The 15,426-nt window shown below is 51.8% G+C and carries 13 protein-coding genes; 10 read left to right on the forward strand and 3 right to left on the reverse strand.

Features of this window, described 5'->3' with window-relative positions; all coding sequences use genetic code 11:
- Nucleotides 1–89: 89 nt before the first annotated feature.
- Both EDM59_RS24080 and EDM59_RS24085 read right to left on the reverse strand, forming a co-directional pair.
- Nucleotides 90–320 carry a DUF1128 domain-containing protein gene (locus tag EDM59_RS24080; protein WP_092268467.1) on the reverse strand — a complete coding sequence of 77 codons (231 nt, stop codon included), beginning with the start codon at nucleotides 318–320 and terminating at the stop codon, nucleotides 90–92.
- Between the two features lie 29 nt (nucleotides 321–349).
- On the reverse strand, nucleotides 350–2,842 hold the full coding sequence (locus tag EDM59_RS24085; RefSeq protein WP_122925937.1) for a U32 family peptidase: 2,493 nt from the start codon (nucleotides 2,840–2,842) through the stop codon (nucleotides 350–352).
- A 182-nt stretch (nucleotides 2,843–3,024) separates the two neighbouring features.
- On the opposite strand from EDM59_RS24085, the gene EDM59_RS24090 reads away from it, so the two are divergent.
- Genes EDM59_RS24090 through EDM59_RS24095 form a run of 3 tightly spaced genes read left to right on the forward strand, consistent with a single transcriptional unit; the run spans nucleotide 3,025 to nucleotide 6,179 of the window.
- On the forward strand, nucleotides 3,025–4,293 hold the full coding sequence (locus EDM59_RS24090; RefSeq protein WP_246011218.1) for an ATP-binding protein: 1,269 nt from the start codon (nucleotides 3,025–3,027) through the stop codon (nucleotides 4,291–4,293).
- Between the two features lie 18 nt (nucleotides 4,294–4,311).
- The gene (locus EDM59_RS31200) at nucleotides 4,312–4,485 is read left to right on the forward strand and encodes a hypothetical protein (protein ID WP_170184387.1); all 174 of its coding nucleotides are present in this window, start codon (nucleotides 4,312–4,314) and stop codon (nucleotides 4,483–4,485) included.
- A gap of 2 nt (nucleotides 4,486–4,487) precedes the next feature.
- Complete coding sequence (locus EDM59_RS24095) at nucleotides 4,488–6,179, forward strand: peptide ABC transporter substrate-binding protein (protein ID WP_183193027.1); 1,692 nt, start codon at nucleotides 4,488–4,490, stop codon at nucleotides 6,177–6,179.
- Nucleotides 6,180–6,211: 32 nt separating this feature from the next.
- Here the strand turns inward: EDM59_RS24095 and EDM59_RS24100 are convergent, their stop codons facing one another.
- The gene (locus tag EDM59_RS24100; RefSeq protein ID WP_122925938.1) at nucleotides 6,212–6,811 is read right to left on the reverse strand and encodes a TetR/AcrR family transcriptional regulator; all 600 of its coding nucleotides are present in this window, start codon (nucleotides 6,809–6,811) and stop codon (nucleotides 6,212–6,214) included.
- A gap of 199 nt (nucleotides 6,812–7,010) precedes the next feature.
- On the opposite strand from EDM59_RS24100, the gene EDM59_RS24105 reads away from it, so the two are divergent.
- From EDM59_RS24105 to EDM59_RS24135, 7 genes are all read left to right on the forward strand, one after another.
- Nucleotides 7,011–7,481 carry an N-acetyltransferase gene (locus EDM59_RS24105; protein WP_122925939.1) on the forward strand — a complete coding sequence of 157 codons (471 nt, stop codon included), beginning with the start codon at nucleotides 7,011–7,013 and terminating at the stop codon, nucleotides 7,479–7,481.
- Nucleotides 7,482–7,592: 111 nt separating this feature from the next.
- On the forward strand, nucleotides 7,593–9,671 hold the full coding sequence (locus EDM59_RS24110) for a methyl-accepting chemotaxis protein (protein ID WP_122925940.1): 2,079 nt from the start codon (nucleotides 7,593–7,595) through the stop codon (nucleotides 9,669–9,671).
- Nucleotides 9,672–9,795: 124 nt separating this feature from the next.
- Complete coding sequence (locus tag EDM59_RS24115) at nucleotides 9,796–10,527, forward strand: GTP pyrophosphokinase (RefSeq protein ID WP_092268472.1); 732 nt, start codon at nucleotides 9,796–9,798, stop codon at nucleotides 10,525–10,527.
- Nucleotides 10,514–11,950 carry a dipeptidase PepV gene (gene pepV / locus EDM59_RS24120; RefSeq protein WP_122925941.1) on the forward strand — a complete coding sequence of 479 codons (1,437 nt, stop codon included), beginning with the start codon at nucleotides 10,514–10,516 and terminating at the stop codon, nucleotides 11,948–11,950. Before EDM59_RS24115 ends, pepV begins: the two co-directional genes overlap by 14 nt.
- Nucleotides 11,951–12,488: 538 nt before the next feature.
- Nucleotides 12,489–13,982, forward strand: coding sequence for a DEAD/DEAH box helicase (locus EDM59_RS24125; RefSeq protein WP_122925942.1), 1,494 nt, complete (start codon nucleotides 12,489–12,491; stop codon nucleotides 13,980–13,982).
- A 274-nt stretch (nucleotides 13,983–14,256) separates the two neighbouring features.
- Complete coding sequence (locus EDM59_RS24130; protein WP_122925943.1) at nucleotides 14,257–14,691, forward strand: Lrp/AsnC family transcriptional regulator; 435 nt, start codon at nucleotides 14,257–14,259, stop codon at nucleotides 14,689–14,691.
- A gap of 1 nt (nucleotide 14,692) precedes the next feature.
- Nucleotides 14,693–15,370: a LysE family translocator gene (locus tag EDM59_RS24135; RefSeq protein WP_122925944.1), complete on the forward strand. Its 678-nt coding sequence runs from the start codon at nucleotides 14,693–14,695 to the stop codon at nucleotides 15,368–15,370.
- Nucleotides 15,371–15,426: the final 56 nt, after the last annotated feature.

Below are 15,426 nucleotides of genomic sequence, written 5' to 3' on the forward strand. Positions count from 1 at the left end.
TAGTGCCAAATCAAGCAAAAAGCGCCGTCCTCTGGAGGAACGACGCTTTTTTTATGCAGCTTACTGGGAGAGCGACTGGCAAAAGAGCGTTAGCCTTGCTTGCGCATAGCCCCCAGCTCTTCGACGATCGCCGTCATTTCATTGATGCCGAATGCGGTTTTCTTTTGCACCATGTTGTACAGATACAGCAGATCTTCGTAATGCGCGAGGTCAAAATCTTCCGGGCGCATGACAGCCGTATTGGCCATATTCAGTTTGGATTTGATGCCTTCAATCAGAACAGCCAGATTTTCAACAGTCGGTTGGTTCAAATCAGCCATTGCTTGGATCTCCCCTCGTCAGTTGTTCTTTATTTGGTCAGTTGACCGCGCGTGACGCCCAACTGGTTGGTAGCTTTCAACGTGCGCCAAACTTGGGTGCCGCTTACTTCTCCACGCAAGGCCTTGCGATACAGGCTGATGACTTCCTTCACACGCTCAGGCTCTTCTTCGAGGAATTCGATGCGATAGCTGCCTACGTTCAAAGAGCGGAATTCCTTCAAATACTCGGCACCGGACTGGTCGATTGCATTGTAGACCGTGTTTCTGCAGCCCGTATCGACGCGGACCGGATGGGAGAAGCCTACGCGGTCTTTGAGCGAGACACGAGACGTTTCGCATGGCGTACCACAGTTCGTATGGTCGGTCCCTTCGCTGAGGAACGTGCAGTACACGCAGTGCTCGGTATGGAACATCGGCATGTGCTGATGGATGACCAGCTCCATGTCGGAAGCTTGGGAGCGGCTGAGCAAGTCAACCATCTGCTGGATGTTCAAATCATAGGACGGGGTCACGCGGGACAGCCCGGCATCGAGGAACAGCTCCACTGCCTTATGGTTGGCTACGTTGAGAGAGAAGTCCCCGATCAGCGGGATCTGGATTTCATCACGGCGCGACAGGTAATAGTACAGGGCGCCGGTATTGCGGATCAGGATGGCATCCGGATTGCTTTTGGCGATCAGCGCGAGCACGCCATTTTCATCCGGCATATGGATGCGCATGGTGGCGATCCCGATCTTTTTGCCGTATTTGTGCGCCAGCTTGACGCCCTCCGGGTATTGCTTGACGAATTCGAAGTCCGCGTACAGGAAGTCCACATCGGTTTGCGCGGCTGCCTCCAGCTGCGCAAGCGAACGGCACAGAGCCGTCAGCATCGGTTTTTCTACCGCTTGTTTGGCAGGTACGTCCGCATAAACGTTGACGTCCTGATGGCGGTACACTGGCGGCTTGGAGCGCAGGAACACGAGCTGCTCCACGGCATCACGGCGCATTCTGTTCAGTTCACTGACGGGTACAATCAGATCTCCGTCCAAATCGACAGTCAAATCGGCTGCTTCCAGACGGAAAATGCTGCCACCCAGTCTGCTCAGCTGATCGTGCAGCAGCTCCGCAGTCAGAGGGCGTTTCATTGCCTGCTCCAGATTCATCTCCGAGGTGATACTAACGGCATGAGAGGCAAGCTTGTCGACCCACGTCACACTCAGCTTCTCGCCGAGCTTGCCGCTCACGTGAACAGCCAGCGGGAAGGTATGGTACGGCTTTTCCGTCTCAAAGGTTTTGCGCAGACGTCTGTCCAGCTCAGGATCGCTGGTCTTCCAGACGCGGTCCCCGACGTGCAGACGCTTGAGGTTGACGTCATTTCGGCCCATCACGATTTCGTAGAGGCCTTTCGATACTTCACCCTCGACCTTTTTGCTGCGGGAGAGGATGTCGTAGATGCGTCCGCCTTCTTCTTTTTGCGTCGGGTCTCCAGCGTCGAATACGATGCCGTCTCCGCGCTTGACAGGTGCTGTAATCTCTACGAGCACGGCGCTAGGCAGCAATTTTTTCACGGTGCCGAGATACACGCCGCGGCTTTTCGGGAAGGAGCCGTCTACCAGCTGCTTGTTGTTCGTACCTTCCAAAAAGCCATGCGTGAAGCCCCGCGAGAAGCTCTGCTGCAGCTCGCGCATCTCCGTCTCGGATGGCGATATGTCGCGACCTTCAAAGTAGCGGTCGATCGCTGCGCGGTATTTGCTGACGACGTTTGCTACGTACTCCGGCGATTTCAGGCGACCTTCGATTTTAAAGGAAGTAACGCCTGCTTCGATCAGCTCAGGCACCAGCTCGAGCGCCGCCAAATCTTTCGGGGACAGGACATAGGCGATGTTGCCCATATCCTTTTGAACGCCATCCACCATCAAGTCGTAAGGAAGGCGGCAAGCCTGCGCACATTCTCCGCGGTTTGCTGAGCGTCCGCCCCACATTTCCGAGGTCAGGCATTGGCCCGAATAGGAAACGCAAAGAGCACCGTGGACGAATACCTCCATCGGCAGCTTGGCTTTTTCTCCGATTTTTTTGATCTCCTTCAAAGAGTTTTCTCGGCCGAGCACGACGCGTTCAATATCAAACGGCTTGGTGAACTCAACAGCTTCCGGCGAGGTAATCGTCATTTGGGTAGATCCGTGGATCGGGAAGTCGGGGGAGATTTCCCGAATCAGCTTCACGAGTCCGAGGTCCTGAACGATCACAGCGTCGACCCCGGCGTGGATACAGGCGTCAATCAGCTCGCGCGCATCCTCCAGCTCGTTTTCAAATACCAGAATGTTAAAGGTCAAAAACCCTTTTACTCCATACATGTGCAAATACGACATAATCTCTGGCAAATCTGCCATATGGAAGTTCTCGGCACGCGCACGGGCGTTGAACTTTTCGACTCCAAAAAAGATGGCATTGGCTCCATTGGCAACAGCGGCTTTCAAGCAATCCCAGTTGCCGGCAGGAGCCAACAGCTCAATATCTTCACGTTTGATACCATTTCGCATGGGTTTCTCATTACCTCCAAGGTCTTCAAACAAGCTATCTACATCATAGGGAAATGTAGAGGTCATCGCAAGGAAAACATCGGTACTGGCAGATGTTGAAAAAGCGCCTTCCATTCAGATTAAAGGAAATGGTATTCTGTAAGAAAAGTCCAAATATTCTATCCTAAAACCGAGGAACTGACATGCTCATCATCAAAGACATTTTGCTTCAACTGTTATTTATTATCGTCCCTGTCTTGTTGTACAAAAATGTCTGGTTGGATCAGAAGAAAGCAAATAAAGTCGGCATCAAGTCATCACTGGTCATGCTCCTGAGTTCATTGAGCGTTATTTTTTGCATGAGTTTTCCTATTCATATGGATAGCGGAATGCGGTTTGACCTGCGTTCCATCCCCCTCATCATCACGATTCTTTACGGGGGACCGATCCCTGGTATTTTCGCGGCAGCTGTGATGCTCGGGTACCGCCTCTATCTGGGGGGAGACGGCTTTCTAGTAGCCGCGATCTCCTTTTGCTTGTACGGGATCCTCCCCTTTCTTTTGATAAAGCGCTGGTACGGCTTTTCTTTTCCGAAGAAGCTGCTATTGACCTTCGTGATGGGCTTCATCAAAGAGTTTGTAGCAGTCAACATGACAACGATCCTGTTTTTGATGCAGGGGTTGTCGCTCGAGACGATTTACATCCACTTGATGCCGATTGTGACGGTTTCCTTCCTCTACATCTTAACGCTCATGGGGACCGTCTACTTGGTGGAGTTTATCCGGGAGTCATATATGATTCGGCTCCAGATCGAACGATCGGAAAAGCTGAATCTCATCAGCGAGCTGGCCGCGAGTGTGGCGCATGAGGTGCGCAATCCGCTCACGGTAGTCCGTGGCTTTATCCAGCTGCTGCGCGAGGAGACCAATCCGAAAAACAGAGAGTACATCAAGCTGGTTCTAAACGAGCTGGATCGAGCGGAATTCATCATCTCGGATTATTTGAATCTGGCCAAGCCTCAGGCAGATGTCATGGAGCGGATCGAGCTGTCGCAAATCGTCGTAGAGGTGACGGCATTGATGTCTTCCTACGCCCTGATGAGCGGGGTAGAGGTAGTGATGCAATCCAAAGGACAAGCCCATGTTTTCAGCAATTCCAGCAAGCTCAAGCAGGCGCTGATGAACGTCATGAAAAACGGCGTTGAAGCCATGCCGCGAGGGGGCAGTCTGTACGTGTCAGTCGGGATGGATGGGAATTTGGCAGTAGTGAGGGTCCATGATCAAGGCGAGGGGATGCTTCCCGAGCAGATCGAGCAGATCGGACTGCCCTTTTACTCGACGAAAGAGAAAGGGACCGGACTGGGACTGATGGTGACTTGCCGAATTATTGAAGCACTGAATGGCAGGATTTCGTTTGAAAGTGAAAGGGGCAAGGGAACGCAGGTCATTATCCATTTACCTGCAGAGCCTTGACGCCGAAAGGAGGCGAACATGGAAAAGGATCAGGAAATGTGGGAAAAGCTCTTTCACGAACTGGCTTGCATCAAGAGTGAGATGAAGGCATTCAAGCTGGAAACGCGAGCAGAGCTCTATCAAATCAAGGCTGAGCTGAAAGAATGGCAGCGACAGAACCAGCAGCAAGAGCTCCCTTCGAAAGGGGAATAAGAATGATACATAAGCAAAAGAAGTGGTGGAATCGTGCGTGGAAGACCGTCTTGGCAGCAGGCTTGTCCGTTTCGCTGGCAGCATGTGCCCAAAACCAGGAGGCTGCGAAACCGAGTGAATCGACCCAGCCTGCACCGGCAGCCCAACCGGCTCCCTCTGCACCGCAGCCGGAGCAAGCAGAGCAGGTGCTGCGCCTGAACAACTTTACGGAGCCGCTGTCTCTGCACCCTGGACTGATCACAGATGTGTGGTCGTCGAACGTCATTTTCCAAACGTTTGAGGGGCTGACCCGCATCGATAAAGACGGCGTGCCGCAGCCGGCCATCGCCGAGACCATTCAAGCTTCCGACGATCTGTTGACCTATACCTTCAAGCTTCGGGACAATGCCAAATGGTCCAATGGCGATCCCGTAACAGCGCAGGATTTTGAATACGCCTGGAAATGGGCGCTGGATGCGAAAAATGGTTCCGAGTACGCGTATCAGCTGTTCTATGTAAAAAATGCAGAAGCAGCGTTCAATGGCAAAGCGAAGCCCGAAGAGATCGGCGTAAAGGCACAGGACGACAAAACGCTGGTCGTCCAGCTGGAAAACCCGACACCCTTCTTTCTCGAGCTGACGGCCTTCTACACCTACTTCCCTTTGAATGCCAAAGTCGTGAAGGAGCATCCGGACTGGGCGAAGGAAGCAGGGCCAGATTACATCTCCAACGGTCCATTCAAGCTGACAGCTTGGGAGCACAAGACCAAGCTCGTGCTGGAAAAGAATGAGAACTACTGGGATGCACAGTCTGTAAAGCTGGCGAAAATCGAGATGAACATGATCAACGACGCCAATACAGAGCTGTCGATGCTGGAAAACGGCGACCTGGATTGGGCGGGAGCACCGACAGGCAACCTGCCTCTCGACGCGATGGAGTCGCTCAAAGAAAAGGGCCTGCTGGAGATCGCACCAAAAGCAGGGACCTACTGGTACGAATTCAATACGCTGCAAAAGCCGTTCAACAATAAAAAGATTCGGCAGGCCTTCGCGTATGCGATCAACCGTAAAGATTTGATCGACAACGTGACGCAGGGAGGCGAGCTGGTAGCTACAGCGATCGTACCTCCTACGATGTTTGTGGAGAACGAAAAAGGACTGTTTACCGACAATGATGTGGAAGTGGCAAAACAGCTTCTAGCGGAAGGAATGAAGGAGGAGGGCTACGCAAGCGTAGATAAGCTGCCGCCGATCATCCTTTCCTACAATACAGAGGAAGCGCAGGCGAAAATCGCGCAGGCTGTGCAGGACATGTGGCAAAAGAATCTCGGCGTACACGTGAAGCTGGAAAATCAGGAGTGGAATGTGTACTACGAAAATGTGAAGAATGGCAAGTATCAGGTCGCACGGATGGGGTGGACGGGTGACTTCAATGACCCGATCAATTTCCTCGAGATTTTCCGGACCAAAGAGGGAAACAACCATACCAATTGGGAGAAGAAAGAGTACGCTGACCTTTTGGCTGCCTCTTCAAAGGAAAAGGACGCCCAGAAGCGCAAGGCGATCCTGCAGGACGCGGAAAAGATCTTGGTCGATGAGATGCCGGTCATTCCGTTCTACTTCAAATCCACGGTCTATGCGAAAAATCCGAACTTGAAGGATGTCGTCATCTCCGGACTGGGGAATGTGCAGTACAAGTGGGCACATTTTGAATAGGCGTTTTTGAAACAAAAAAGATGGGCGAATCGTTAGGAGGATTCCTCGATCAGCCCATCAAATACGATGGATACCTTTTCTTCCATGATTTCTTCCAAGGCCCAGGCACCTTCACTGCGTACCCAGTCATAAAGCGCATTGTAATAGATGTTTTCCAGCATATTGGCAGCCACGAGCGGATTGAATTTGCTTTTGAGCTGCTTTTTTTCTTGTGCTTCCTCGATCAGGTCTGCAAACAGCTGGCGCAGCTCGAAGTACACGTTTTTTTCATTCTCAAGCACTTTGCGATGCTTCATGGAGGATTCCACAACGACCTTTATAAAATCAAAGTTGGTGATCGTCACTTCGTTCATGATCTTGTAAATCCTCAGCACTTTCGCCTTGCAGTTGTCATCGTAGTCCCATTCCTCACGACGCTCCTCGATTTGCTGCAGCCGTTCGTAGCCCCAGTTGGCGAGGATGGCCTCTTTGGAGGTGAAGTGCAGAAAGATCGTTCCACGAGCGACATCCGCCTCTTCGGAAATCATGTCGATGGTGGTGCCTTCAAAGCCGTGCGTCTTGAACAGCTTGATCGCAGCGTTGAAGATTTTCTCGCGGGTTTCCCGCTTTTTTCGTTCACGTCGAGTCGTCAAAAAGGCGACACCTCCTCATCTGATAAGCTTGATTATAGCACAATCATTACCTGCACAAGAATTTTATCCTTTCAAACAGGTGGAAAGGCATCGAAAAAAGGGATAGACTTCTGATAAAGTCGATTGTATATTTATATATCATAATGAATAATTATTATATCGTACCAAGCCGAAAGAGCATGGGGTGGAGGAGTGTAAAATGAGTGTAGCAAAAGCGCTGACCGTGCGTCAGGCCACTACGAAAGACGTCGATGCCATGTTGGAAATCGTTAATGAATATGCACAACAAGGTTTGATGCTGCCGAGGACAAAGCTATCTTTTCTGGAGCATTTGCAGTCCTTTATCGTCGCGCATGACGGAGATACCGTCGTAGGTGTGGCTGGCCTGCATATTCTCTGGGAGGATTTGGCGGAAATTCGTTCGCTGGCCATTTCGGAAAAGGCAAAAGGCATGGGCGTAGGCAAACATCTGGTGCTCCATCTGGTCAATGAATGCCGCAATCTCGGAATCAAGCGTGTGCTGGCTTTGACCTACCAAAAAGAGTTCTTTGATAAATGCGGTTTCTGGGTCGTCGCAAAAGAGACGTTGCCACAAAAAACATGGAAAGACTGTATCAACTGCTCCAAATTGCCTATGTGTGACGAAATTGCGATGATTTTTGAAACGTAATGATACTTTGGTATAGCCTTCCTTTTTTCTTTTCTGGTACTATATTCATATGAATAATAGAAATATAATGAATTTTCTACCAGAGACAGAATGAGATTTGGGGGGCTTGCCATGAAGCTAGGAGCGCGAGTGTTGATTGTGCTGCTGTTGGCGGGAATCGTGCCATTGACGGCAGCGGGCGTGTTTGCTTACAGCGAATCCAAACAGGAGCTGCTGAGCAGCAGTAAGGCTACCTTGGAGGCTTTGCGGAACAGCAACAAGGAACAGGTCGAAAATTACTTTCGCGAACGTTCCCGCAATCTGGATACGTTAGCAGCATCGAGCACGATCATTTCAGCATTATCCGAGTTTCGTGGGGTGTGGGAGCAAGGTAGAGAATCTCCGGCGTATCAGGAGGTCGAGTTTACCCGGACCAAGGAATTGAAAATGGAAGTGGCACGTTACGGCTTTGCTAACGCTTACCTGGTCAATGACAAGGGTGAGATCGTCTACGAAACCAAACCGCAAAAGGACTTGGGGACCAGCCTCTTGATGGGGCAGTACGCGGATTCCGTATTGGGGCAGACCGTTCAGCTGGCACTGAAAGGGCAGACGACGGAAATGTCCGATCTGAGCTACTACGAGCCGTCTGGCAGCAATCCCGGCGTATTTATGGCAACACCGATATTTGAAAATGGCTTTATCATTGGAGAGCTGGCAGTGGAAGTCTCTCTCGACTATGTGTCGCGTCAGCTCAATCGACGGGAGGGGCTCGGAGAAACGGGAAAGGTCTATCTGGTTGGAGCAGACAAATTGATGCGCTCCCAGCTGGGGGAAGCAGAAGAGACGCGGCTCAAGCAGCAGGTAAACACGCCGATTGTCGATCAGGTTCTTCTGACACAGCAGTTTCAAGGAACGACTGTCGGACTTGATTACCGGGGGCAAGAGGTGCTCGTCTCCTACGATCAAGTAAAAGTAGGCAAAAGAACGTGGGCGATTCTGGCTGAGATGGATATGACGGAAATCTTGAGCGGGGCCAACCGAATCATGAATGCGATGATCGTTTTCAACGGTGTTGTTCTGTTGGTCATTGTGGGGATTTCGTTGTATACAGCGAACTGGCTTCGCCGCTCGTTTCGCGGAATGCTCAAGGTGGCTTCGCAAATTGGTCAGGGCGATTTTTCTAGCCAAATCCCTGCGTGGCTCCTAAGGCGCAAAGACGAGCTGGGAGAGCTGGCGCAGTCGCTTGATTCCATGCGCGGTCAATTGCTCGGCATCCTGCAGCAGGTAAGAGACGCATCTTCCTCCGTTTCCGAGGCAGTCAAAGAGATTCATAGCAATACGAGCGAGATCGCGGCTTCCAGTGGCCAAATCGTGCAGGTCGTAGATGCGGTGGCTGCTTCCGCTGATTATCAGATGGACAAGATGGGACATACCTTGAAGCTCGCGGTAGACTTGACCAATGATGTGGCTGGAGTGACGGAAAATGTGGAGCAGGTTTCGGTGTCTTCCCAAGAGATGAAGCGGCACACCGAAGCAGGCAGAAAAGCCGTGACGGCAGTCGTAGACAGTATGGAGGAAATCAATCGCTCTGTCGTTTCTGCGAGAGAAGTCATTTACGCTCTGGAGAAAAAATCGCAGGATATTTCGCGGATTAGCTCCGTTATTTCTGAAATTGCCCGTCAGACGAATTTGCTGGCGCTCAATGCCGCGATCGAGGCAGCACGCGCGGGCGAGCAGGGAAAAGGCTTTGCTGTCGTCGCAGGTGAGGTTCGCAAGCTCTCGGAGGGGACCAATGAAGCTGCTCTGCAAATTGCGCAAATGATCGGCGATGTGCAAAAGGATACGGCAGCCGCGGTTGCCCGTATGGCGGAAGGCTCGGAAACAACCGCACATGGACTGGTGACCGCACGGCAATCCGGTGAAATGTTCCAGCTGATCGAGCAAAACATCCTGCGGGTCACCCAGGAGATGGAAAGCGTCAGGGAAGCATTCAATCGGATGGCGCCCGATGCACGACAGGTTGTAGCGGTTGCCGAGGAAGTGTCCGATGCCTCCTCCCAGGCAGCAGCAGGAGTGCAGAGCATCTCGGCCGCCGTCGAAGAAGAGAGCGCTGCTATGGAACTGATTGTTCAATCGGCGGATCAGCTGGCAAAGCTCGCGGAAGACTTGCGTGGGTCACTCGCACGGTTTGTATTAACTGAAAATTGAGACGAGCGGAGACTGGCAGAAAAGCTGGTCTCTCCTTGTCTCTTTTTCCATTTTGGGAGGATAACTCTCATAGAATGTTGAATGATAAGTACGATGGAGAGTTTTTGGCCGGAGGGACGTAAGCGTGCACAAACTAGATTGGGAACTATATCTGCTGCCGTTCGAGCAAGCTGTGGAAGAAATTAAAGTTAAAATTAAAAACATCCGAAATGAGCTGCGCAAGCGCAAAGAGCATTCTCCTATTGAGTTTGCCATGGGCAGGGTCAAATCGATTCCAAGCATTTACAATAAGGCCAACCGCCTTCAATTTCCGATTGATGAAAACATCTGCTGGGAGATTCGGGACATCGCGGGAGTGCGTGTCATCTGCCAGTTTATCGAAGACATTCCCGCTGTCGTGGAGATGATCCGCAAGCGTGGCGATATGCGTGTCTATCTGGAAAAGGATTATGTATCGACACCGAAAGAGAGCGGGTATCGAGGCTACCATTTGGCCGTCGAATATCCGATCATGATGGCGGGCGGACAAGTAACGATTCCCGTAGAAATCCAGATTCGTACGCTGGGGATGAACTTTTGGGCGACGATTGAGCATTCCCTGAATTACAAATACGAAGGGATCATTCCGTCCAATATACGTCAGCGTTTGTTCGAAGCAGCGAAGGCATCGTACAAGCTGGACAGCGAAATGAACAACATCCGGGATGAAATCAAAGAGGCGCAGGCAGAATTCACGAAAAAGGAAGTGCCGATGGATTCCTTGCTTTCGCTGGTTGAGCTGGATCTGGACATCGATGCTGGTTTGGAAAACATGAGCGCAAACGAAGGAGAAGAGCAAAACGATGACAACCATTAATTGGCTGGAAGAAACACGCAAACGCCAAGAAGCACTGATTGCGACCACGCAGTCCTTCTTGCAAATCAAAAGTGTACTCGATCCGGCAACCGCAAAAGAAGGAGCACCATTTGGAGAGGGGATTCGCAAGGCGCTGGATTTTGCCCTCGAAGTGTGTTCCGAGGCTGGCATGACGACCAAGGATGTGCGTGGATACGCGGCACATGCTGAGTTCGGACAGGGAGAAGAGCTGATCGGGATTCTTAGCCACGTAGACGTCGTTCCAGAGGGCGATGGCTGGAGCACGCCACCGTATGCAGCCGAGATCGTGGACGGCAAGATTGTGGCGCGCGGGGCGATCGATGACAAAGGCCCGACGATGGCTGCCATTTTTGCTGCCAAGATCGTGATGGAGCTGGGGCTGCCATTGTCCAAGCGAGTGCGCTTTATTTTTGGAACCGATGAAGAATCCAGCTGGAAATGTGTGAATACATACTTTGAAACCGAAGAAATGCCGGCAATGGGCTTCACGCCGGATGCAGATTTTCCTCTGATTTATGCCGAGAAGGGTCTTACGGACCTGACTCTGCGTCAGACGAAGGAAGCTTTCGAAGCAAAAGCGGAGAAAGACGCTGCCGATGTACAGGCAAAGCTCGTCTCGCTGCAATCTGGTCTGCGGATGAACATGGTGCCGGATAAAGCTGAAGCAGTCCTGTCGCCAAAAGCACTGGACGCCCAAGCGATCATCGGGAAGTACCGTCAGCATCTGGAAGCTAACGATTTGAAGGGCGCCGCAGAAGAAAAGGATGGCACCGTCGTGCTGCGCATGGAAGGCGTGTCTGTACACGGCATGGATCCGGGAAAAGGCGTGAACGCAGGTACCGAGCTGGCGCACTTTTTGAACGGTCTTACGCTGGATGCGCGTGCGGCGGGCTACGTGCGCTTTGCAGATCGTTACTTGCATAAACAGCATCATGGCGAATCGCTGGGGATTGCGCACAACGACGAAGAGATGGGGCCGTTGAGCCTAAATACAGGCGTGCTGGAATACGAGGCACAGGGAGACGCGATTTTCCGTTTGAATATCCGCTACCCGCATTCGATCTCTTTTGATCAATGGTCGGCTGTATTGGCGAAGCATGGGGCAGAGGAATCTTTTGAGCTGGAAGTGGTGGAGCATTTGACTCCACACCGCGTAGATCCCAACCATCCGCTGGTCACGACACTGCAGCGTGTCTATACGGAGCAAACCGGCGAGGAGGCGGGAATCATCGCCATCGGCGGAGCCACCTACGGCCGTTCCCTGGATGTAGGGGTCGCTTTTGGCCCCTTGTTCCCTGGCCGCCCAGACAGTGCCCACCAGCGGGATGAGCACATTTTGATCGACGACTTGGTGAAAGCGACAGCTATCTACGCCCAAGCCATCTATGAACTGGCGAAGTAAAATGGAAAGCAAGCGGGTTTGTACCGGAGCGGGTACGCCCGCTTTTTTGCTGTCTGAATGAGTACATTGCGGAAGGGCAAGCTGAGAGAAAAAGGATTGCGGTGTTGATTTTGATCGACTTTGAACGACTCTTTCAAAGCTAGGATGCCCACAACAGCTGTCCAGGAAAAAGGGGAAAAAAGCGAAGGCATTAGGGACACAGCCGAGGCGTAATGGAAAAAACGGAACAAGCTTCCTGAAACGACCACTTTTGGACGCCGTTCCGTTTTTGGAGTGTAGCCGTGCAGGGATGCCCCCTGCGTAAGTGGCCCTACTAACGGAGCGTCTTCCCCTTTTTCCTCCTCCGAAGCTGAAGCACAAGGTCCCCAAGGTTGTAATTTCAGTTCGACTCATTTAGTATAGGTAGGATAGGAATTCAGGCGTTGTGGAACAAACGCCTCTAGGAATATGAGTGAAGCTAGCCGGTTTTATTGCACCCCACTGTCCATGCAGTCTTTGGTGTGGCGAATCGGGTCGCTTGTGAAAGGAAGTGGAAATGATGGCAAAATCGTTTGCGTCTTTTGGCTTTCGACCGGAGCTGATGCAAGGGATTCAAGACCTGTACTATAAAGAACCAACAGCCATTCAGGAAGAAGCGATTCCGCTGATTCTGGAGGGCAAGGATGTGATCGGACAAGCGCAGACGGGAACGGGGAAAACAGCGGCGTTCATGCTGCCCATTCTCAACGGCTTGGAGGAAGGGAAACGGGATATCCAAGCGTTGATCCTGACGCCAACTCGCGAGCTGTCCATCCAGATCGCCAAGGAAGTCGAAAAGCTGGGCAAGCATCTGAATGTCAATGTTTTGTCGCTCCACGGTGGTACGGATATCGACAAACAGCTCAACAAACTCAAGGATACCGTTCATATCGTCGTAGGTACGCCAGGACGTGTATTGGATCATATGAAACGCGGATCGCTGCACTTTGGCCGCATCTCCACGCTCGTATTGGACGAAGCCGACAAGATGATGGAAATGGGCTTTTTGGAGGATGTCGAGCAAGTCGTCGTTCATACGCCAAACCAGCGCCAGGTGCTGCTGTTCTCTGCGACGATGCCGGACACGGTGAAAAAGCTGGCGCACCGCTTTATGAAGCAGCCGCCGCACATCAAGATCGAAGGAAAGCAAAAAACGGTAGAACGCATCGAGCAATTTTACTACGTCGTCAACCAAAGCGACAAGACAGATGCGCTCGTCGATCTGCTCGAGCAGGAACAGCCTTTCCTGACTATCATTTTCGCCAACACCCAGGTGCGGGTACAGCAGCTGACGGCACGCCTGCAGGAAAACGGACTGTCTGCACAAGCGCTGTACGGTGATTTGTCGCAAAACAAACGGGAGCAGCTGATGAAGCAGTTCCGTGATATCCGCTTCCAATACTTGATCGCGACCGATATTGCGGCACGCGGCTTGGACGTGGAAGGCGTTACGCACGTCATCAACTACGACCTGCCAAATGACGTAGAGAGCTACATTCACCGCGTCGGCCGTACGGGTCGTGCAGGACAAAAAGGAAAAGCGATCTCGCTCATCTCTCCGCGTCAGAAAAACCTGATGGGGCGCTTTGCGAAAACGACCAAAGCTACCATCGAGGAAAGAATTTTGCAAGCAGGCCGCCATCTGGATGAAGGTCGTCGCCAACGCGCTGAAGAGCGGGAAGCACACTTCATTGAATTGCGCGAGCAGCAGCAGAAGGAACTGAAGAAGGAAAAAGACAAAGAGTTTGCACCGATTCGCGAGGCGATCAAGAAGAAGACGAAGGTCAAGCCTGGCTACAAGAAAAAGCTGGCGCGTGAGCTGGACGAACTCCAAACGAAGTACGAGCAAAATCGGAAACGTGCGGAAGCAATCGCCGCGCGAAAAGCAGGCAAGACTGCTAAACCAGCTGGTGCTGGAAAGCCAGCGAAGGGTGGAGCTAGCAGACCTGGAGGCAAGAGCCAGGGAGGAAGGCCGTTCCGTCCACCCGCAGGAAAAGGCAATTCAAGAGGGTAAAAGAATGATGACAAGCTGTCCGGAACTGGTAAAGTCCGGGCAGTTTTTTTGTGCAACGAAGGCTCCGCCTAAAAGCTTGGCGGAGCCAAGTTTTCTAATAGGGATAGCCATGCTGGTTGCGACCTTACTTTTTAAGGAGAAGGGGCCCAGATGGGGAAAAATACGAAAATAATGAAGGGAAAAGGAGCGAAATCCTGAAAAATTATCGTTCTTTTCGTGCATGCACCTAATAATTGAAAGTCTTGGTATAATCGGAAAAAAGGAGGCGGTACGGATGGATCAAATGGATCAGGAAATTTTGCAGCTGCTTAAAATCAACGGCAGGATGACGAGCTCCGAGATCAGCAGACAGGTGCATTTGTCCGTACCCGCCGTATCGGAGCGCATCCGCAAGCTAGAGGAGTCAGCCGTCATTGATCTATTTACGGTAAAGCTCAATCGCGAGCAGATCGGCCAGCAGCTCCTTGCCTTCATCATGGTACAGCTGGAAAAGCCCGAGCATGTGGAGGAATTTCGCAAGGTCATTTTACAGGCGGACAGTGTATTGGAATGCCACCATATGGCGGGTGCCTACGATTATATGCTCAAGGTAGCGCTGTCAGGAACGAAAGAGTTGGAGCGCCTCATCTCGGAGACGATTAAGCAGGTGCCGGGTGTCGTCAAGACGAACACGATGATTGTGCTCTCTTCCATGAAGGAGGAGATGTGAGATGACGGCTGTATGGAACGGCTTGCTTTTCGGCATGCTGCTGCAGCTGTCGGTGGGGCCGGTTTGTCTGGCTGTTTTGCAACGATCCATCTCCCTCGGCTTTCGGCAAGCGTGGTGGATGATTGTCGGGGTAGCACTGGTCGATGCTGCATACATGGCAGGAGCGATTGGCGGGCTAGCGTTGATTTTGCAGATAAACATGGTCAAGCAGCTTGTTGTAATTGGCGGTGCAGTCATCCTGATTTGGTTTGGGATGGGAAGTATTCGGGCAAAAGTCCCGGATACAGGTGTCGTGCAGGCAGCCGCTTCGGGTACCGCTGACAATACCCTGTTGTCCATGCCTGCGGCGGAGCGAACAGAAAGGGAAATCGGCAAGGGGAGAAGCTTTCTCTACGGAGTTGGCTTGACGCTGACAAATCCGCTGACTATTCTTTTTTGGGCGGGCGTATTTGGTTCGCTGATTTCCTCTCAAACAACGTCGGCTGGTGGCCAGCTGATTGGCTTCGCAGTGGGGTGTGTCCTCTCTACGCTGCTGTTTCTTACAGGGATCGCCAGGCTCGGTACCTATGCGGCTAAAATGCTTCGCCCTATATGGCGGAAACGAGTGAATATCGCAGTCGGTATTTTTCTCATCGGGTTTGCTATTGTTCTTTTCTTTCAAAATCGTTGGTCCTTTTGAAATAGTGTTTTCCACCTAACGCAATGGGGTAGAATATAGGTAGATAGGACCCTTTG

It is taken from the genome of Brevibacillus nitrificans (assembly GCF_003710965.1).
In the GTDB taxonomy this organism is placed as follows: domain Bacteria; phylum Bacillota; class Bacilli; order Brevibacillales; family Brevibacillaceae; genus Brevibacillus; species Brevibacillus centrosporus.